The organism is Paenibacillus bouchesdurhonensis (assembly GCF_900155685.1).
Lineage (GTDB): Bacteria > Bacillota > Bacilli > Paenibacillales > Paenibacillaceae > Fontibacillus > Fontibacillus bouchesdurhonensis.
Genome location: NZ_LT732548.1, coordinates 2582129 through 2602698, shown reverse-complemented (window position 1 = coordinate 2602698; position 20570 = coordinate 2582129). Strand labels below are relative to the sequence as shown.

Here is a 20570-nt window from a genome sequence, read left to right as displayed (position 1 = left end):
GTGTAGGGATGCTAACAGTATACGATTCTTTAGCATTTGAAAGCCACATCGTTACCTTACACTTCCCTTACAACTCTGTAAGCTTGCTGTTTATGGCACATGAAACTAGAATAAAATCCGTACGACCGTTCCTTTTCCCTCGGTCGATTCAAGTTCTATTTCATGTCCAAGCTTATGACATATTTCTTTGACGAGGTACATGCCCATCCCCGTGGATTCTTGAAATTTCCTGCCGTTCTCTCCCGTAAAATAAGCATCGAATACGCGCGGCAGATCACTGTCGGGAATGCCTATACCTTCATCCTCTATTTCTAGGTAGATTCGTCCAGCGTCTTGATCAGCTCGAAAAAACAGCTTGCCGTTCTCCTTCGTCGTATAACGGACGGCATTCGTGATCAGCTGGGTCAATACAAAGTCCAACCATTTCTCATCAGAGACAACGGACAACTGCCGCTCCATGCGAATGACGGGGAAGACCTTACCGCGAATGAACAGGCGTTTCTGCGCGGATGCCACCCTGCGTATCACCGTCTCAAGCTCAAGCGTCTCGACGTAAATATCATGCTCGAAAAGATCAAGGCGAGCGGTGTACAACACCATATCCAGTCCTTTTCTAAGTCTGTCCAATTCATCAGCTATCGCCATTGAGCGCGGATCGCTCTCCTGCTGGATCATCAAATGAATGACAGAAATCGGCGTCTTCATTTGGTGTACCCACTGGTTGATAAAATGAATATGACTCTCGACTTTCTCTGTCTGCTCATTCAGTTCAGACAAATAATGGCGATATTGCGATTTCAATAGACGATGCAATCCTTCTGCCAAAGGGGATACAGGTTTTATATCGGTAAAATCGCCAATCGATGCAGCAGGCTGCTCCATCCTCCGATAGAAGCTGCGATGGGTTAAGTAGCGGAATGCGAGATATCCCGCCAGCAGACAGCTGCTCAGCAGCATGGCATACAAGCTGACCGCGGCATTTCGATAACCGTCCAGCCAATATACAAAGGTCACTACAATCAATTGCACGAAATAGATTATGATGACAGGCCGCTGTTCCCTTAAAAACAGTTTCATCGCCGCTCTCCCCAACTAGGAACAAGCCGATAGCCCTGCCCGCGCACCGTCTGCAGCGCATCCTCGACGCCTAATACAGACAGTTTCTTCCGCACTCGGGTAACGTACACGTTCAACGTATTATCATCTACGAAGACCTGATCATCCCATATTTTCTCCAGCAGGCGATCCCGGCTGACTACCTGTTCCGCCTTCATCATCAACTCGTCCATGATTTTCATCTCCGTATGACTAAGCTCGATCTTGGCTTCATCCAGCAGTAAGCAGAGTCGTTCCCGATCCAGGCGGAGACCATGGATATCCACAGGACGATCAGCAGGCACTGCTGCATATGTCCCATAGGCTCGGCGAAGCTGGCTATTTATTTTAGCCAAAACAATATCATAATCAAAAGGTTTTGTTATATAATCATCTGCCCCGTTTTCCAGCGCCATCACCTGATCCATCTTGCCATCCCGGGCAGACAGGAATAGGATCGGGCAGGTCGACAGATTACGAATTTGACGGCACCAGTAATACCCGTCGTATTTCGGTAAATTTACGTCCAGCAGCACTAAATGAGGCGCAAACTGCTGAAACTGCGTTTTAATGCTATCGAAATCGGTTACTGCTAAGGTGTCATAATCGAACTTATGCAAATATGCTTCCAGCAATTTGACCAGTCCCTGATCATCCTCTACGATGAAAACTTTGAACATGATCGTTCTCCTTTATTCTAAACGGAAATCATCCGTTGCTTGTTAACCCTTCTCTATCTTAGCAAAAAAGAGCCCCTTGATGCGAAAAAGAAGCTCTGCCATAAATGCAGAGCCCCCGATACCTTCGATCAAATTAATAATCCTCATAGCGGCTGCCTTTGTTCCTGCTTCTCGATAGCAGCTTGATTCCGCCCCCTATGAGCAACAAGGATACAATAACCGGGCGCAAATACGTGCTAATGAAATACTCGATTCGGAATTCCGGAAGGAAACGATCGAATACGGGAACGATTAAGCTCATCGTAACGTAATAAATGCCCAGCAGCAGCAAAATCAAACCAATCCAGTTCTGATTATCCCCCTTCCAGTCAAACAGCGGGCGATCCTCCATAGGAAGATGATCATACCGGCTAGTCGCTTGCAGCCCGTCAAAAAAGCTGTAGAACCAAATAACTGGTACGATAAATAGAAACAGCGACAGCCGCAACACATCGATAATATAGAAGCTGCCTAGAAACAATACCATAAGCTGGAGTCCGCGTTTCTGCATTCCCAAATACATCTGCCCTGCTCCGGGAAAAGCGGATAGCAGCGTGGCCAGCACTTTGCTGCGTTTGCCTTCGCCTCGCCCTGATTCCCATTCGTCGAACAGCGTGCGGTCAACCAGCAACTCTCCAGCCTGTTTGCGATGCACCAGTTGGACGGCATCGAACATGCAGTACAGCCATATAATCGGCAGCAGGCCGAGAAATAGCAGAAATACGGTCTCATTGGTCAAGCCGGTGATGACGAACATCATCGTGATCAAGCCGAAGAAGCTGATCAGAAAAGATAATCCGCGCTGCATCAAACCAAGTTGAAAGTGGCCTAGACCAGGCACAAACGATAATAAAATCGTATAGAATCGCTCAGCATCCGCTGCGCCTTTACGCGTTGGCTCGTACGGGTAGCTTGACATATCCGCAGCAGGAGCCCGGAGCAGGATAATCGTCAAATCCAACATGCTGACGCACCAGAGCGCAAAAGCACAAATAGCAGCAGCCAGCATAAATTCTCCCTCATTGCTCGCAACGGCGAGCAGGAAGCCGAGCAGCAATCCTCCAAAGAAGAATAGCGGGTAGAGGACTCCCCTTACTCTTCGTCCCCAATATAAATGGCCCAAGCCGGGAATAAAATTTAACATGAACGCTAGCATGCGGTTGCGGTAATTTGGCAAAATAATCCCATCCTTTCAAAGATACTTTTATGGTTTCAACTGATCGATCCAGTCTGAGGTTTTATCCATGATCCGCTTGCTTAAGGGCGGCTCCGAGGAAGGAGGTACGACATGATGCGTGCCTGGGGTCATGCTGTCGAATACCCCGAACGATAACAGGAACAATGTAATCGATGCTGCAATAACATAATTGAACAGCGGGTGCTCCCGAATGCGGCGTTTGCTAGCTTGCCGTTCAACCTCTCCCTTCGCTTGCTGCACTTCACTTGGAGCAGGCAGCTTAAGCATCAACGCTTCGATGAATGCATCCTCCTCCTGCAGCTCCGGTAGCGTCTCTTCGAGGCTGGATAGCGCAGTCATGTATGCTTCGAGTGCACAGAGATCATGTACAAGTAATGACTCGGCGTGCTTTGTCTGCTGCTCATCCAGCTCACCAAGGATGTATTTGTCCCAGATACATTGTTGATCCATAATGCGATCAGCTTTACCGCCGTATCTATCTCCATCTCTATCTTTATCTTCAACTCTGTCTTTATCTTTGTGCAGCTCTCTTTCATTCATCGCCATTCCTCCTCCTTCCAATGCTCTCGAATCCAAGACCTCGCCCGGTACAGCCTCGATTCTACTGATTTCACAGCAATAGACTGTTCTGCAGCAATATCGTCATAGCTTTTTCCTTCTAAATAAAATGCTGTAATAATGTCACGATGCCCTGGAGGCAGCTCCCTGATCCGGATTCGAAGCCGAACCTTACGCTCCTCATCCAATAATTTCTGTAAAGTAACGTCCTCTTGAACTGGCGCAATATGTAATACTTCCGCAGGATCCCATTGCTCCTCTTTGCGGCGATCCCGCTTCCGCTTCAAATCGATCGATTTATGAATTGCAATGCGCGTCAACCAGGTTTTAAAGCCTTCATAGCGATATCCGGGGAGAGATTTGTAAATTTGCAAAAATATTTCCTGAGAAGCGTCCTCGGCTTCCTTCGCATCATGAAGAACAGAATAAGCAATCCGGTATATATACGTGCCGTATTCCTTCACCAAATCGCGAAATGCTCCGCGATCGCCCTGCTGTATTTTTAGAATAAGCGCTTTTTCCTCAATGACTCTCCCCTCCTTCCCATATATATAGACGAAGCCGCCTTGCACAGCCCCTGCATATTTTATAAAAAAAGATTTGAAACTTCTTATTCGCAAAAAAGACGCTGACGATTTCGGTAATCGCTAGCGTCTTTATCCCCTTGCAATGCAACCGCTCGGTATTGCTATGTTATTGTTATCATGCCACTGCTGCATCAACTTCGTATTCGGTCTTGCCCGCCCTTGCAGCGTAGCAACCGTTTAACCATTTAAAGCTAGTTATAGCGATGAATACGCACTCTGAGAAAATTATAGATTTCCTCGGCGATATTCACATTACAGCAGGATTCCAATCCTTCAAAACCTGGTGAAGAATTGGCTTCGCATATTTTATAGTGGTCGCCGTCGAATAGAAGATCAATCCCAGCGATATCCAAATTCAGTATCCGTGACGTTTCCAACGCCAGCCACTCGATTTCCGGCGTAATTTCATAGGGCTCCACTAGCCCGCCTCGCGAAAAATTCGCCTTAAAGCTGTCGCTGCCGGAATGACGTTTCATCGCGGCTACTGCTCGTCCTCCGATCGTAAGCACCCGCAGATCTTTCCCCCTGCTCGTCTCGACGAACTCCTGCAGAATCATCGTAGCGTCCTCTTTATATGCACTGATCATTTCGAGCAAATCGATAAACTTATTCTTGGTCTCAGCTAAGAACACCCCGCAGCCCTGAGAGCCGGAAATGGTCTTCACGACTACAGGAAATCCTAAATGCTTGTCCACAAGCTCCACATCGACCTTTGAACGAATAAGCATTGTCTTTGGAACCGGTAGATTGTGTTCCGCTAAGATTTGCAGAGTGTACATTTTATCTTTTACAGTCTCGATGCTCTGCGAAGAATTAAATGTTTTTACACCCAATCTTTCCAGATGCCGGATCAACGCGAGACCGAAATAATTCGTTCCAGCCCCCATGCGCGGCAGCACAAAATCCGGTAATTGCAGCACTTCACCGTCGACCATCACGCTCTTGCGGTCATCACGGGTTACGACGAGCTCGAACTGCTCCGGAGAAAAAACACGCACTTCCATATTGTGCTTCCCTGCCTCTTGCAGCAGACGCATCAGTTCAAATGTTTCGGGCTTCACTTCATTGGATGCATTCTTGTATATGATCCAGCCTTTCATGACATTTTCCTCCCGATCTTCTAAATACATACACTGAATTAATATGGTCTATATGTCCTAGTGAAGCAATTAAAACATAACATATTTCATAGTGAGTGAGAAAGAAAAACCTCTCCTTGGAGAGATTTGGCAGCTCTGAAAACAACTCGTTGCCACTCTCTTAAGAAGAGGTTCTTTGCTTGAAACATATTAGACAGCATAAGGAGCCTAGCGCCCCATGCTCCGGAATTTCTGAGCATATGCCTTCGCATCCTCAACCGTCTGTACACGGTTGCGGCTCCATTCTAGCAAAATTCGATCGATATAGCGAAAATGCACCTTACCAGCAAAGACGGCTTCTTTTAATGCGAGCAAAATAAGCTCCTCTGGATATCCGTCCTGATCTACCCAGCCGGAAATCGTCTCGCATTCCATCGGTGACAGGGGTCTCGCGAATTCCTTCTCAAAAATGACGAATAAATTCCGCTCGTTTACCTCCTGCTGAGCAGCAGCATTCTCACGCTCCCGTTGACTTGTGCGCTGCCGCATTGCTGCGCGTTCTTCAGCAATGCAATGGGCAAGACGTTCATACATCCCCGTCAGGTTATAGCTTTCAAATTGGATGCCAGTTCGCTCATCAAGCTCAACATCAATGCTGATGAAGTGATCCTTCATCAGACGCTGGATGACGGAGGAGACCTCTCCAGGCGCTCCTCCCATCCGCTCCTCAAGCTGATCTATCGAAGGAAAATCATTATGCTCCATCTGCTTATAGGCGACCAATTGCAGAAGAAGCATAACTTCTGAATCACTTAAACCGAGTTTCCGGTAATGGGTCAGCAGAGAAACCGGCACATGAACAACGCCGGTTTCCATACTATAAGCGACTCCTTTGGCCCACACCTTCCAGCCTTCGGTTAATGCCATACGTCCTCACCTTTCCTATCCTCTTGCCAACCCGTACTAATATTGTATAACGATGAATGACTTCCGGGCTAGAGTCCTTTTACGGATAAAGACGGTACAACATCCGTGGGAACGGAATCGTCTCGCGAACGTGATCGAGTCCGCAAATCCAAGCTACAGTCCGTTCCAGCCCGAGTCCAAAGCCGGAATGCGGGACTGAACCATACTTGCGCAGATCAAGGTACCATTGGTACGTTTCCGGCGATAGCTCGTGCTCTTTAAAGCGGGCTTCCATCAACTCCGGATCGTCAATCCGCTGCGAACCGCCAATGATCTCTCCGTAGCCTTCAGGAGCGATCATGTCCGCGCAAAGCACGACCTCTGGACGATTAGGATCAGGCTTCATATAGAAGGCCTTAATTCCAGCGGGATAATGCGTTATAAACACTGGTTTATCATATTGCTCGGCAATCGCCGTCTCATGAGGCGCACCGAAGTCTTCTCCCCAAGGAATATCGAAGTCCTTGCTATGCAGAAACTCGATAGCTTCATCATAAGTAATCCGCGGGAATGGAGCCTGGATGCTTTCCAGCTTGGAAATATCGCGGCCTACCGCCTCTAGCTCGGCTCGACAATTTTTCAATACGGACTGGACAACATGCGTAACGAACTGCTCCTGAACGACAAGGCTCTCCTCATGATCGGTAAAAGCCATTTCCGGCTCAATCATCCAGAATTCGATCAAGTGACGGCGTGTCTTGGATTTCTCCGCCCGGAACGTTGGGCCGAAGGAATACACCTTGCCCAGCGCCATCGCTGCAGCCTCCATGTAGAGCTGACCGCTTTGAGTCAGATAAGCATCCTCATCGAAATATTTCGTATGGAACAGGTTCGTTGTTCCTTCCGCTGAGGTAGGGGTCAGAATCGGCGGGTCTACGAGCGTAAAGTTGTTCTGATCGAAAAACTCTTGAATCGCTCTGATAATTTCCGCACGGATGACCATGATCGCCCGCTGCTTCTGGGATCGCAGCCACAAATGGCGATGATCCATCAGAAAATCGACGCCATGCTCTTTTGGTGTAATCGGATAATTTTCTGTCAAGTGAATGATTTCAAGTTCCGTAACCGTCATTTCGTAGCCAGATTGGCTGCGCGGCTCCTCCCGAATGACGCCTGTCACGTAAAGTGATGATTCCTGCGTCAAGCTTTTGGCCGCATTCCATGTCTCTTCGGATACTTCGCTCTTAACGACGACAGCTTGGATATAGCCCGTGCCGTCGCGCAGCTGCAGAAATTGAATTTTACCGCTTGAGCGTTTATTGTTTAACCAGCTGCCGATGACAACCGTTTCACCGACATGCTCGTTAACCTGACGAATCACCGTTTTGTTCGCCATGCATGAACATCTCCTCTATCTGTGCTGATTTATGCGTTTTATTGCCCTTCTTTAACGATACGATGCGTATCCCGAGCAATGACGAGTTCCTCGTTCGTAGGAATGACAAGCACCTCTATCTTGGAGTTCGGCGTGGAAATACGACGCGGATCTCCGGAACGGATCTTGTTCAGCTCAGGGTCAATTTCAACGCCCAGATAAGTCAGGTTCTCGCATACCTTCTCGCGTACAATCGCCGAGTTCTCGCCCACTCCTGCTGTAAATACAATCACATCAACACCGTTCATTGCTGCAGCATAAGAGCCAATGTATTTGCGCAAACGATACTCATACATTTCGAAGGCAAGCGTCTCGTTCGGCTCGCCGGCTTCCAGCCCATCGGTAATATCCCGCATGTCGCTGCTGCTGCCGGAAATCGCTAATAGTCCACTGTGCTTGTTAAGCATGGAATTCACTTCGCTGAGGGACAGTTCCTCCTTGTTCATCACGAACGTGACGACTGCAGGATCCAGGTCGCCGCTGCGCGTCCCCATCATAAGACCTTCAAGCGGGGTTAGCCCCATCGAGGTATCGACCGATACACCGTCTTGAACGGCCGTCAAGCTGGCACCGTTACCGATATGGCATGTAATGATCTTCAGATCTTCGATCGGACGCTCCAGGAAGGAAGCTGCAGCCTTGCTCACGTAGTCGTGGGATGTGCCATGGGCTCCGTAGCGGCGTACGCGATGCTTCTTATATAATACTTTAGGGATCGGGTATAAATACACCTTCTCCTCCATCGTTTGATGAAACGCCGTATCGAAAGCTACGACCTGAGGAACGCCCGGCATGTTCTTCTCAGCAGCGTTAATCCCCATGATCGCAGGCGGATTGTGGAGCGGCGCCAGATCAAACAAGCGGCGAATTTCCGATTTAACTTCTCCGGTGACGAGAGCAGAGCCCTTAAAGAATTCTCCTCCATGAACGACGCGGTGTCCTACGGCTTGAATTTCCTCCACCGATTCCAACACGCCGTGCTCCTTATCGGTCAGCTTCTCCAGCACCTTACGAATCGCTGTCGTATGCTCTAGAATTTCGCTAACTTCGGTTACCTCTTCTTTGCCTGTCGGCTTATGAGTAAGAATCGAGGAATCCATGCCAATCCGCTCAACTAGACCTTTAGCCAATACGGATTCATCCGTCATGTCATACAGTTGGTATTTTAGGGAAGAGCTTCCCGCGTTAATTACAAGAACTTTCATAACCGGTCACCATCCTTGTCGTATTTGAAAAATCCTTCGCCCGTCTTCACACCTAAGCTGCCAGCGCGGACCATCTTTTTCAATACGAAGGAAGGGCGATATTTCAGATCGCCGAATTCACGGAACATGCGCTCCAATGCGGCCAATACAGAGTCCAAACCAAAACGATCGGCCATTTCGAGAGGCCCGTATTGGAACTGATATCCTACACGCATGGCATCGTCGATATCTTCGGCAGTTGCAACGCCTTCACCAAGCACGTGCAGTGCTTCATTAATCATAACGCAAATAATGCGGGAAGTGACGAATCCTGGCGACTCATACACCATGATGCCGCGTTTATCGACAACCTCCTCCACGAAGTGCTTGGTTTCTTCAAATGTTGTATCCGATGTTTTAAGTCCGCGGATAATCTCCACAAGGTTGATTTTGGAAACGGGATAAATAAAATGCATGCCAATAACGCGCTCTGGATACATTGTCGAACCGGCAATTTCTGTCAGGCTGAGCGTCGAAGTGTTGCTAGCTAGAATGATGTTGCTCGGGCAGACATGATCCAGTTGCTTAAACACCTCTTTTTTGGCATCCAAATCCTCCGAAATGGTCTCGATAACCATATCGCAGGTACCGAGTTCGGCAAGATGAGTTACTTTATGGACTTTGGACAAAATCAGCTTCTTCTCGGCCTTGGTAATGGCCCATTTCTCAAGCTGCTTATCCAAGCTCGTTTCTATCATATTATAAGCGTGGTCTAATTTCTCAGGCGTTTCCTCTACGAGAAGCACATCGAGTCCTTTGGCTGCCAGCATTTCACTGATGCCCTGACCCATCGTGCCGCCGCCAATGACACCTATTCTTTTGAAGTTCATGGTTCTCTCGCTCCATCCTTTCATCGTCTACACATAATATTGTACCCTTCATGTCGAATAATACAATTTTTTATACCCAACATATAATAATATCTTAGCACGGACAAAAAGTAAAAAAAATAACCGGCACAAGATTTATGCCGGTAAAAGGACACTGTCACCAAATTGACATCTAAATTGCTCTCCAGAGAGGCGTTCCTCCCGCAAAAGAATTTCCAACGACTTGTCGAACACTGCGGAATGATCGATCAGTATCTGTTTCGATCTGGCCGCGAGCTCATCCAATATCGCGGAATTCTCCTTCATGAGCACTTCTTTGGTCATCATCTCCATGTTGACGATGCCTAGGGAAGTTAGCCCGGAGGTCATCATCGTATGCACGATGTTGATCGCCTGCTCGAAGTCGTTGCTGGAACCGGTGCTGCGCTCGCCGTAATAGATCTCCTCGGCGGCTGCTCCAGCCAGAGCAATAATAATTTGGCCTTCTAAATAGGCCTTTGTATATAAATATTTATCTTCCTGCGGGTTATGTCTTACGTAGCCAAGCGCTCTTCCGCGCGGACTAAGCGCAACCTGATTAACGCTGCCCGGAGCTACCACCTCAGCAGCTATCGCATGACCGAGCTCATGAATCGCCACGCGACGCTTTTCTTCCTCTGTGGATTCCCGGTCTGTCCGTTCACCCAGCATCACCTTATCGATCGCCATCGATAGATGCCGCTGCTCGATTTCCTGCTTATCCTCTCTCATCGCATAAATCGCCGCCTCATTCATGATGCTTTCCAGCTGCGCCCCCGAGAATCCGAAGGACTCCTCCGCGACCTTCTCAAGGCTAACACTCTCCTGCAGCGGTTTATTCTTGGCATGCAGCTCCAATATATGCATGCGGCCTTTCTTATCCGGCAAATCAACCTGGATATGGCGGTCAAACCGTCCTGGGCGCAGCAATGCTGCATCCAGCATCTCCTTGCGGTTCGTTGCCGCCATCAGCAGAATGCGCGGCGTTTCCGCCGAATAGATGCCATCCATCTCCGTTAGCAATTGATTGAGCGTTTGGTCGTATTCGCGTTGCTGACCGCCTTCTCTTTTGCCGCCAATTACATCGATCTCATCAATAAAAATAATCGCATTCTCCTTGTTCTCTTTAGCGGCACGCGTCCGCGCCTCCTTGAACAATTCGCGTATCCGTCCTGCCCCGACCCCGACGTACATTTCCACGAACTCGCTGCCGGAAGCCGCAACAAAGACGGAGTTCGTATAATGGGCAGCTGCTTTAGCCATCAGTGTCTTACCTGTTCCCGGAGGGCCGGTGAGCAGAATCCCTTTGATCGGTCTGATCCCAAATTGTTTAATTTCCTCATGACGAACCATGAAATCCAGCGCTTCCTGCAGCTCTTGTTTCGCGCTCTCCTGGCCTCCGATTTCTTCAAACGTAAGCTTCGCAGGGCCCGCCTTCTTCCGCTTTCGTTCCTGTGCAGCACCGATCGCGATACCTCCGCGCATTTTAAGCGCAGCAAATACAGCGCCTGCCATCAACAGACCGAATATAAGCGGAACTACATTAAGACCCATAAAGGCCATAAAAATCAACAGTACAGGAACAAACCCTACAATGGCTTCCCACATCCATTTACGCATTCGGCCACACCCCCAATTTTTGTGGAACGCGTGGTAAAATAACGTATTTGCTCGCAGTTCCATCGGTTAGAGTCACATAGACGTTGTCATCGTCCATAGCCGCTGTTGCCTGCAGCGCACCATACTGTCGCTCCATTTGATCCAATGTGTCCTGTATTTCCGTATATTGTTTATTCTCCATCGCCTGAGCAACAGAGAACAGTGCTTCGCTCCAAATTTGATCCAAATCCGGTGTCGAATGATCCGTCACTTCCAGCTTCAAAGAACGTTTGCCCAGCAGTTTCCTGCCGTCCTTCTCAATATGACGCACGAGTCCGCCTATATCTGTTCCAGCTTCGAGATCAAGTTTCAAACCCACCTCTTTAGGGGTAATATTGAATTGAACATGATTTACGCCCTCATATTGCTTGACCAGCTTCTGGAATGGGGCCTCGATCGCCCATTGACTATAGCCAAACCATCCTCCAAACAACAATACGGCAGAGACTGCTGCGATCGCGACAGTTTGTCCAATACGTAATTTCATTCGCGGTCTCCTCCTATCTAATATATATAAATACTTGCATGAATTGATATACTCCGATCTATCACAAGTTACAAATAAGAGTATAACATATAGTGCATTCAATATCGAAGCCAAAGTATGAATATATTTAAAATTTTTAGAAAAAAATAAGAACCTGCTCTTACGAGCGAGGTTCTTATTTTTCCTCTACTTAAGTACAGGATAGTTTGGCATGACAGTCATTCTAAACTCTTCCTTATCAGCGATTAGGCAACGTGAATTTATCAGGCAGAGCCGAACCATCGCTGAACCGGAAAAATTGGTAATAATGATGCTCCTTCTCCTTGTAAAACAGTTGCCATACATATTCGTTCTCATAGATGCCAGGCATGAGTCTGACGATTCTGATCCCAGGCAGCGATTCGTTGATGATACTTCTGATTTGCTGCTCCGACTTTCCGCTGGATAGAAGCTCTTCATGAGCCTCTCCGCTCGCCGGCAGCCAGACCATCAGCTCCTCGCCATTCTCGTTTTTCCCTTGGATGACCCAGCAAACCTCGTCCCAAACCGATTTCCAAGTCTTGTCGACCGATATGATACCCGTTTGCTGTTTAGCCGACTGAATCGCCGACTTCTCTTCACTCCAAGTATCCTGCTGAATATAAACATAGAAACGATGAAGGCCGAAGAGCACGAGCAGCAGAATGAGAATAGAGAGCAGGATCCATTTGGTTCTCTTCTTCAACCTTCTCTTCCTTTCCTATATAAAGCTTAAATCGCTGATTGCTTGCTTCGATTATCTAGATAGCAAGCCTTCAAATGCTATTTGAGCTTCGTGGCGAATCCGCTCTTCATCCAATGTGAGACAAGCACGATGCTTCACGATTTGCTTCCCATCGACCCATACGTGCTCAACGTCTTTCGGTCCGGCAGAATATACGACATGAGACACATAATCGGTTCTAGGTATAAAATGCGCCTGCTCAGTATTGAGAGCGATAAAATCCGCCTTCATTCCCGCGGCAAGCCTGCCCGTATTATTCAGGAACAAAGATTGCGCGCCATATTCCGTGCCCATGCGCAATGCTTCCAGCGCCGGCACGGCCGTTGGGTCGCCTGACACCCCTTTGTGAATCAGTGCGGCAAGGCGAATTTCCTCCAACATATCCAGGTTGTTATTGCTCGCTGCACCGTCAGTCCCCAAGGAAACCGTAACTCCCGCCTTTAGCAGTTCGGGAACTCGAGCCACGCCGCTGGCTAACTTCAAGTTGCTTCCCGGGTTATGGGAAATGGCTACTTTGTGGGCGGCTAGCACTTCAATTTCTTCATCCGTTAAATGAACGCCGTGCGCAAGCAAGGTCGGACGGGAGAACATCCCCAACTTAAGCAAGTGCTCTACCGGCCTTGCCCCGTAATCGGCTACATTTTGCTCTACCTCAGCCTGTGTCTCCGACATATGGGTATGCATAGGCAAATCGAGCTCATGCGCTGCTTGCACGAACTGCTCGATATAATCCGGCGGGCAAGTATAAGGCGCGTGCGGCGATAACATCGTCGTTATCCGGCCGTTGGCCTTTCCGTGCCAGTTCCGAGCAAAGGCAACAGCTTCATCCAGTTTCTGCTTCTGAACGTCTGGCGGACATAGGCCGATCGCTCCACGCATAAGCACTCCGCGAATACCCGATTGCTCCGTTACCTGTGCAACCTGATCCATATGGTCATACATATCCAAGAAGGTCGTTGTCCCCCCCTTGATCATTTCCAGTACGGACAGCGCCGTCCCCCAGTATACATCGCTACCGGTAAATTTCGCTTCCATCGGCCACATTTTCTCCTGCAGCCATTTTTGCAGCACCATGTCATCCCCGTAGCCGCGAAGCAGCGACATAGCCGCATGGCCATGGGTATTGATTAAACCCGGTAGAAACAGGAGTCCTTTGCCGTCCAGCACTTCGGCATCTTCACAGTGATCCGGACGTTCAGGCCCGATATAGGTAATTAAATCATCCTCGACGAGCATAAAGCCGCTAACGACGGACTGATCCTGCTCCAAAACGGCAAACGTGCCGTTCTTAATTAACAATTTACGACTCATTAGAAGTTAGTTCCTTTCCGTCATGCAAATAATAAGCTAGACTTAGCAAATCCGTCGTGAAGTCAGCCGCATGAATTCTCACCTCTGGCGGAACCTTCAAAATGGTGGGCGCAAAGTTAAGAATTGCCCCGATGCCAGCGGCAACGAGCTGATCGGCAACCCGTTGAGCTTCAAAGTGAGGAACGGTAATAATCCCAATTCGAATGCCCAAAGCCCTTACCGTTTCAACGAGCTCATCAATCGGCTGTACAACAATGTTGTTGATTTTGCTGCCGATTTTGGACGGCGCTGCATCGAATACCGCCACGATTTTCATATTATCCTTCAAATATGCATTATAGTTCGATAATGCTTGCCCTAAATTACCAGCTCCGACGAGAGCTACGTTGATTTGTTGATCCAGATTTAGAATTTGTCTTATTTTCTCAATGAGATAAGATACATCGTACCCGATGCCTTTGCGGCCAAAATCCCCAAAATAAGCAAGGTCTTTACGAATTTGCGCAGGATTTAGGTCAAGTTTCTGGCCTAATTCCTGAGAGGACACCGTCGGTACTTCACGAAGGCTCAGCTCATTAAGGAAACGCAAATATACGGGTAATCTGCGTACTACCGCATCGGAAATTTTTTCTGATTTCATAGCTTTTCTCCCCTTATAATGGCGCGATATGAATAACAGTTATTGCTCCTTTACGTCCTGGACCTCGTCAACGTCAAGCCACTCGGAAATTCTCGGTACCATTTGCTCGGTCGGCATATGTTCCATTTTTGGCCCAGGCAGTGAATATAAGAAATACTTTCCGTAGTAGGATTCCAAGATGCGTGTATCGTACACAACAACTATGCCGCGATCCCGTGAAGAGCGCACTAAACGTCCAAATCCCTGTTTGAAGCGGATAACGGCCTGCGGTACGGACAGCTTCATAAACGGATTCTTCTTCTCCTTCTGCAGCCGTTCGCTCTTCGCCTCGACGAGCGGATGATTCGGCGGCTGGAAGGGCAAGCGGACGATCGCCAGGCTTGTCAGCGCCTCCCCGGGAATGTCGACACCTTCCCAGAAGCTGCTCGTACCGAGCAATACGGAGGCTTCCTGGCCCTGGAATCTGCGAGTCAGCTTCGTGCGGCTGCCGCTGTCCATGCCTTGGCCAATGACCGTAATTCCCTCAGAGGATAATTGCTCCTTAAGGGGATCATAGACCTGCCGCAGCATCCGGTAAGACGTAAACAGCACCAGCATGCGTCCGCGCGTGGCCACTGCCGTGTCTGCCAGCGACTGCACCAGCATGCTTACAAAATGCTCGTCACCCACACTTCCCTTTACGCTCGGAAAATCCCGCGGAATTACAAGCAGAGCCTGATTCCGGTAATTGAACGGGGAAGGAAGCATCGACGTAAGCAGCCGATCCGTATCGGCGGCCTCCCGGAGCCCCAGTTGATCAATCATATACTGGAACGACTTATCAACGGACAAAGTAGCCGAGGTCATGACCACGCTCTTCTTTTTGTCGAAGAAGTAATTTTGGAGCTGTTCACTGACATCGATCGGTACCGCATAAATCTGCAGGGAGCGGCTGCGATAATTTCCATTCCCCTCGATCCAATACACGGTTTCCTCGTCATCCAGCTTCATGAACGAGCGAATCGCCTCCCGCTCCGTCGCCAAATCCTTGAACAGACCGCTAATATCGGTCAGCAAGCTGTCCGCCCCATAATCCTCCTGCTCTTCCCGGATATCGTTCATCAGCCGTTCACCCTTGCGGACAACATCGCCAAGCAAGACGTAAATATGATTCTCAAGCGTGCAGAGCGTATCCCAATCCTTCGGCTTCTTATGCGGGAGCAGACGGAGGACGAACTGTCCGGGATCGCCCGGAGCCGCGTCGCTGCGTTCAGGCATCAAGGAGAATAACATCTCGCTGAGCTTATCCCAGCTCTCTCTCACGTCTACAAGCGCCGGATAAATGCCATCGATGACGCCGCACCAGTCCGTCGATTTTTCACTTGGCGCATTCTGCAGCAAAATTCTCAGATTAGGCAATTGCCCAGTCTTACTATCCTTGAACAAACGGGTCAGTGTATGCACAACCGTGAAGTATTTCATGTGAAGGCCAAGATGCTTGCCTGCGACATCTTCCAAATGATGCGCTTCATCGATGACGAGCCGCTCATAGCCCGGCAGGAGCTGATGCCCCGCCTGGATGTCCGTAAACAGCTTCGAATGGTTCGTAATCACGACATCGGCTACGCCTGCTTCATGTTTGGCTCTGTGGTAGTAGCATTTCCTAAACCAAGGGCAGGAGCGGCCGAGGCATGAATCGGAATCGCTGGCCACGGTCTCCCAGAAATCTCCGCCGCGATTGCCAAGATTAAGCTCCTCATCATCCCCTGTCTCGGTTTGCGTAAGCCATACGACCATTTGCGCCGCGATCATCACTTCTTCTTTGGGAGATGCAAAGTCTTTTCTACTTATTTTATGTTCAAATTTGCGCAGACACAAATAATGATTCCTTCCCTTAAACACCGCAGCGCGAAAAGGAAAAGGCACGGCCTCCGTCAGCAGCGGGACATCGCGTTCTCGAAGCTGCTCCTGCAGGTTGATCGTGTGCGTGCTTACCATAACCTTCTCATTATGCTTAACACCATGATATATAGCTGGCAATAAGTAGCCGAGCGATTTTCCCGTACCCGTACCCGCTTCCACAAGGAGGTGCTTATCTTCATCGAATGCCCGCATCACTTCCTCAAGCATCATATTCTGCGCTTCACGCTCCTCATACTGAGGCAGATTAGCGCGCAGCCGTTCTCTCACCTGCTCCATAAACTGCTCGAAGCTGATGTTTTCTAGCGGGTTGTCAACCATATGATCTCTGGCCGGAACGATATCCATCCAATCCTCGATTTGCAGCGCATATTGACGGTAGTAAGCAAATCCGTCCGTGTCCTGCTCGCCCTGAAGCTCTCTTTCCTGCAATGCCGCATCAAAGAACCAGCCCAAATCATTGTCCTCTCCCGCGAACAAGTCAGCCAACCGCTGTATGGTCAGCAGCGGCAGACCGGCCATTTCTTCCAAGCATTTCAAGAACACATAAGCCGTGGCCAGCGCATCGCTGTCAGCTTGATGGGGCCGATCATGTTCAACGCCGAACTCGGCGGCAACGAGGCCTAACTGATAAGAGCTGAGCGAAGGATAGAATATTTTCAAGAAATCCATCGTGTCCAGAATGCGTCCCGTAAATGGAAGATATCCCGTCTTGTCCAATGCGCTTTGCAAAAAGTTAAAATCGAAAGCCACGTTGTGCCCCACGAGCACAACATCGTTCAGAAGGGGGACCATTTCCATCATGACTTCATCCAGGTCCGGTGCATCTTTGACGTCATCCTTGGTAATCCCCGTTAACCCCGTAATAAATGGAGGAATCGGTATCGTCGGCTTGATAAATGAATGATATACCTGGGATACGGCCAAATTATGATCTATAATGGCAAGTCCAACTTGAATGATCTCATCTGAGGACTGATTGCCTGTTGTCTCAAAGTCAAGTACAGCATATTTCATTTTTTGTTCCATGGTCCCTTTCGTTCCAGTCTCTATTTCTCTTAACAGCATAACAGAAGATGGACGTTTTGAAAATTAATACAGATAAATACAAAAGAAGCGATGCGCCGCAAAATAACGGAATCCCGCATCGCTTCTGAAAGTCGGCTCCAGCCTACAGCAGCGATGTAAGCTGGGTGCCATATTGAAGCTTTCCTGTGCTGTGTAGACAGGCTTCCCAATTTGCTAACGGCTCCGGCAAGGTGGGATCGCTATGATAAGCCAGGGTGAAATACTCCCTTGCTTTGCTGCGGACTCCCCGTTTCGCCTCGATGCAACCGAGCGCATTGTATATAATGGAGCGCAGCCGCTTATTAGCCGCAGCCTTGAGAACTTCTTCAAAATAATCCACTGCCTCATCGCTTTGTTCCAAATGTAGATGGCACATCGCCAAATAAGTGCGGCCGATCAAACTTTCCGGATACTCCTCCAGCACAGCCTGAAATTGCTTCAGGGACTGGGGGAACATCAGCAGCTTGTAATAACCCTGTCCTTTTACAAAGGCCTCGACGCTCATTTCCGGATAGTCCAACTCGTATTTCTCTTCCAAATTAATACCGCTCTGGCGCAAGACCCCCATCTTCTCCTCAAAATTAAGCCACTCTTCAATCATGCTGTCGCTCATTTGCCGCAGAAGACGCCACTTCCTGGCAAGCTCATGCTTGTGAGCGCCTTGGACGATCGGGTAATGCCGGGCAATCTCATCCAACATTTCATTCATTTCCGCAAATACATGTTGAAACATCATCCGCAACCCACCCTTTAACGAAAATGAAATCAGTGCGAGGCCTTACGTTCATTTTTTGTTTCCGGCGGGCTTTTCATTCCCGAAGGCATAAATTGCATGACAGAGGCAGCAAGAAGCTTTCGTCTTAACGAACCGTGGCGTGGATTTCTTCCTTCGCAATCTCCACGGGGCGATTGTTCTCATCGACAAACACGACTGTCGGTTTGTGGCTTCTCAGTTCTTCCGCAGACATTTGCGCATAGGAGATGATGATGACATTATCTCCCGGCTGAACCAAACGGGCGGCTGCCCCGTTCAAGCAAATGACCCCGCTGCCGCGCGGCCCCGGAATGACATAAGTCTCCAAGCGCGCGCCATTATTATTATTCACGATTTGAACCTTCTCGTTCTCAAGCAAATCTGCCGTCTCCATCAAATCCTCATCGATTGTGACGCTTCCGATATAATTCAAATTCGCTTCGGTAACTGTGGCCCGATGAATTTTGGATTTCATCATAGTTCTAAACATGGCTATTTATCTCCCTCCATCGTTAAAATAACATTATCGATCAGTCGCGTTGCTCCGAATTTAACGGCAATAGCGATCAAAATTTTCCCTTCTATTTCCTTAACAGGCAAGGAGCCGGACACAGGTGCCAAAGAAGGAAAACGGCGGATTTCCGCATAATCGATTTGCGCCGCCCGCTCAGTCTCAATGGTTCGAACCAGTTCCTGAAAAATGTCCTCAGCCGTAGCACCCTCGCTCTGCCTGGCCAACTGCTCAGCTTGGCGCAAGGAGCGGGATAACACGAGTGCAGCCTGCCGTTCCTCTGGCGATAAGTATACATTGCGGGAGCTAAGAGCGAGGCCGTCCTCTTCTCGCACGATCGGACACGGGATAATCTCGAGATCCATATTAAGATCCTTCACCATTTGCGTGATAACCGCAAGCTGCTGCGCATCCTTTTGTCCAAAATAGGCCCGGTTCGGTACGACGATGTGCAGAAGCTTACTAACTACCGTCGTCACTCCGTCAAAATGGCCCGGACGCGTCGCACCGCACAAATGATCCGTCAGCTCGGAGACGAGAACCTTGGTCTTTGTCGGCTCCGGATACATTTCTTCCACCGTTGGCAGAAATACAATATCTACCCCCTCGCGCTTGGCAAGAGCCATATCCTTGTCCCGGTCGCGCGGATAACGGTCTAAGTCTTCATTGGGCCCGAATTGGATTGGATTCACAAAAATACTTAATACGACGAGATCATTGTCCATCCGGGCACTTCGCAGCAGGCTGGCATGTCCATCGTGCAAATATCCCATCGTGGGAACGAAGCCGACCTGCAGCTCCTTCCCCTCCTTGGCAGCAGCAAGACGTTCAGCCCGCAAATGCGCCCTTACATCCTCTATTTGTGTCAAAACAATCATGACTGAGTGTCCACCTTCCCTTTTCCGTACAGACCATCCAATACTTTCTCATCGGCGGCAAAAACATGCTGCTCCCCAGGGAAAGCACGAGTCTTCACTTCGTTTACATATTCTGAAATGCCGCTGCGGATTTGTTCTCCGATATCGGCATAAGTTTTCACAAATCTCTTCTCCCGATATTCCGGGGTATATTTTAGCACATCATGGAACACGAGCACCTGTCCGTCACATCCTCGTCCGGCACCAATCCCGATCGTCGGAATGGCGAGTTCCTTGGAAATCGCTGCAGCGACCTCTTCGGTCACCAACTCGAGAACGATCCCAAACGCTCCTGCCTGCTCTAGAGCTTTGGCATCCTCCAGCAGGCGTCTAGCATCCTGCTCGTCTTTGCCCTGGATGCGATACCCGCCGATTTGATTGACGGATTGCGGCGTTAGGCCAATATGCCCCAGCACAGGGACGCCTGACTGTACGACAGCTTGAACCGTGTGAGCGATCTCGGCGCCGCCCTCCAGCTTAACAGCGTGGGCATGGCCCTCCTGCATCACTCTTCTGACCTCCCGCAGCGTCTCATCAATGCTGCCATGATAAGTCATGAACGGCAAATCCGTAACGATAAAAGTGTGCTGAGCTCCGCGGGCTACGGCACGAGTATGGTAAACCATATCCTCGACCGTTACCGGAATCGTCGTCTCATAGCCAAGCACCACATTGCCGAGAGAGTCCCCGACCAGGATCATATCGACCCCCGCTTCCTCCGCCAGGCTGGCAGAGGGATAATCGTATGCGGTAATCATCGTGAGCGGAATTTGTTCCTGTTTCATCTTCTTCATTTTAACAATGTTCAGAGCGTGTTTCGCAGCCATTCTCTTCATCTCCTTTGGTTTTTCGAAGCCCGCAGATTGGTTACTACTCATCAATTCTCGCGCCA

At 49.1% G+C, this 20570-nt stretch carries 20 protein-coding genes; all 20 read right to left on the bottom strand.

Annotated elements, in window-relative coordinates; all coding sequences use genetic code 11:
- Window positions 1-105: 105 nt before the first annotated feature.
- A complete protein-coding gene (locus CZ379_RS16055; protein WP_110932541.1) occupies window positions 106-1077 on the bottom strand; it encodes a HAMP domain-containing histidine kinase in 972 nt (323 codons plus the stop codon).
- Entirely contained in the window at window positions 1074-1775 is a 702-nt protein-coding gene (locus CZ379_RS16050; RefSeq protein ID WP_110932540.1) for a response regulator transcription factor, read from the bottom strand. Before CZ379_RS16050 ends, CZ379_RS16055 begins: the two co-directional genes overlap by 4 nt.
- A gap of 133 nt (window positions 1776-1908) precedes the next feature.
- On the bottom strand, window positions 1909-2991 hold the full coding sequence (locus tag CZ379_RS16045) for a hypothetical protein (RefSeq protein ID WP_110932539.1): 1083 nt from the start codon (window positions 2989-2991) through the stop codon (window positions 1909-1911).
- A gap of 27 nt (window positions 2992-3018) precedes the next feature.
- Window positions 3019-3552, bottom strand: a complete 534-nt coding sequence (locus CZ379_RS16040) for a hypothetical protein (protein ID WP_110932538.1) — start codon at window positions 3550-3552, stop codon at window positions 3019-3021.
- Complete coding sequence (locus CZ379_RS16035) at window positions 3549-4142, bottom strand: RNA polymerase sigma factor (protein WP_234404925.1); 594 nt, start codon at window positions 4140-4142, stop codon at window positions 3549-3551. Before CZ379_RS16035 ends, CZ379_RS16040 begins: the two co-directional genes overlap by 4 nt.
- Window positions 4143-4348: 206 nt before the next feature.
- On the bottom strand, window positions 4349-5257 hold the full coding sequence (locus CZ379_RS16030; RefSeq protein ID WP_110932537.1) for an ATP-grasp domain-containing protein: 909 nt from the start codon (window positions 5255-5257) through the stop codon (window positions 4349-4351).
- Between the two features lie 207 nt (window positions 5258-5464).
- Entirely contained in the window at window positions 5465-6163 is a 699-nt protein-coding gene (locus tag CZ379_RS16025; protein ID WP_110932536.1) for a DnaD domain-containing protein, read from the bottom strand.
- Window positions 6164-6242: 79 nt separating this feature from the next.
- On the bottom strand, window positions 6243-7538 hold the full coding sequence (asnS, locus tag CZ379_RS16020) for an asparagine--tRNA ligase (protein WP_110932535.1): 1296 nt from the start codon (window positions 7536-7538) through the stop codon (window positions 6243-6245).
- Window positions 7539-7576: 38 nt separating this feature from the next.
- Window positions 7577-8782, bottom strand: a complete 1206-nt coding sequence (locus tag CZ379_RS16015) for an acetate/propionate family kinase (RefSeq protein WP_110932534.1) — start codon at window positions 8780-8782, stop codon at window positions 7577-7579.
- The gene (locus CZ379_RS16010) at window positions 8779-9651 is read right to left on the bottom strand and encodes a 3-hydroxyacyl-CoA dehydrogenase family protein (protein WP_110932533.1); all 873 of its coding nucleotides are present in this window, start codon (window positions 9649-9651) and stop codon (window positions 8779-8781) included. Before CZ379_RS16010 ends, CZ379_RS16015 begins: the two co-directional genes overlap by 4 nt.
- Window positions 9652-9786: 135 nt before the next feature.
- Complete coding sequence (locus CZ379_RS16005; RefSeq protein WP_110932532.1) at window positions 9787-11289, bottom strand: AAA family ATPase; 1503 nt, start codon at window positions 11287-11289, stop codon at window positions 9787-9789.
- Window positions 11282-11815: a hypothetical protein gene (locus CZ379_RS16000; protein ID WP_110932531.1), complete on the bottom strand. Its 534-nt coding sequence runs from the start codon at window positions 11813-11815 to the stop codon at window positions 11282-11284. The genes CZ379_RS16005 and CZ379_RS16000 overlap by 8 nt, the downstream gene beginning before the upstream one ends.
- A gap of 238 nt (window positions 11816-12053) precedes the next feature.
- On the bottom strand, window positions 12054-12539 hold the full coding sequence (locus CZ379_RS15995) for a cell wall elongation regulator TseB-like domain-containing protein (protein WP_110932530.1): 486 nt from the start codon (window positions 12537-12539) through the stop codon (window positions 12054-12056).
- A gap of 51 nt (window positions 12540-12590) precedes the next feature.
- Complete coding sequence (locus CZ379_RS15990) at window positions 12591-13889, bottom strand: amidohydrolase (RefSeq protein WP_110932529.1); 1299 nt, start codon at window positions 13887-13889, stop codon at window positions 12591-12593.
- A complete protein-coding gene (locus CZ379_RS15985) occupies window positions 13879-14529 on the bottom strand; it encodes a redox-sensing transcriptional repressor Rex (RefSeq protein ID WP_110932528.1) in 651 nt (216 codons plus the stop codon). Before CZ379_RS15985 ends, CZ379_RS15990 begins: the two co-directional genes overlap by 11 nt.
- Window positions 14530-14568: 39 nt before the next feature.
- Entirely contained in the window at window positions 14569-17445 is a 2877-nt protein-coding gene (dinG, locus tag CZ379_RS15980) for an ATP-dependent DNA helicase DinG (protein ID WP_110934412.1), read from the bottom strand.
- A 154-nt stretch (window positions 17446-17599) separates the two neighbouring features.
- Window positions 17600-18232, bottom strand: a complete 633-nt coding sequence (locus CZ379_RS15975) for a tetratricopeptide repeat protein (protein WP_199925631.1) — start codon at window positions 18230-18232, stop codon at window positions 17600-17602.
- 124 nt (window positions 18233-18356) lie between these two features.
- Window positions 18357-18740 carry an aspartate 1-decarboxylase gene (gene panD, locus CZ379_RS15970; protein WP_110932527.1) on the bottom strand — a complete coding sequence of 128 codons (384 nt, stop codon included), beginning with the start codon at window positions 18738-18740 and terminating at the stop codon, window positions 18357-18359.
- A 2-nt stretch (window positions 18741-18742) separates the two neighbouring features.
- On the bottom strand, window positions 18743-19639 hold the full coding sequence (panC, locus tag CZ379_RS15965; RefSeq protein ID WP_110932526.1) for a pantoate--beta-alanine ligase: 897 nt from the start codon (window positions 19637-19639) through the stop codon (window positions 18743-18745).
- On the bottom strand, window positions 19636-20505 hold the full coding sequence (gene panB / locus CZ379_RS15960) for a 3-methyl-2-oxobutanoate hydroxymethyltransferase (RefSeq protein ID WP_110932525.1): 870 nt from the start codon (window positions 20503-20505) through the stop codon (window positions 19636-19638). The genes panC and panB overlap by 4 nt, the downstream gene beginning before the upstream one ends.
- Window positions 20506-20570: the final 65 nt, after the last annotated feature.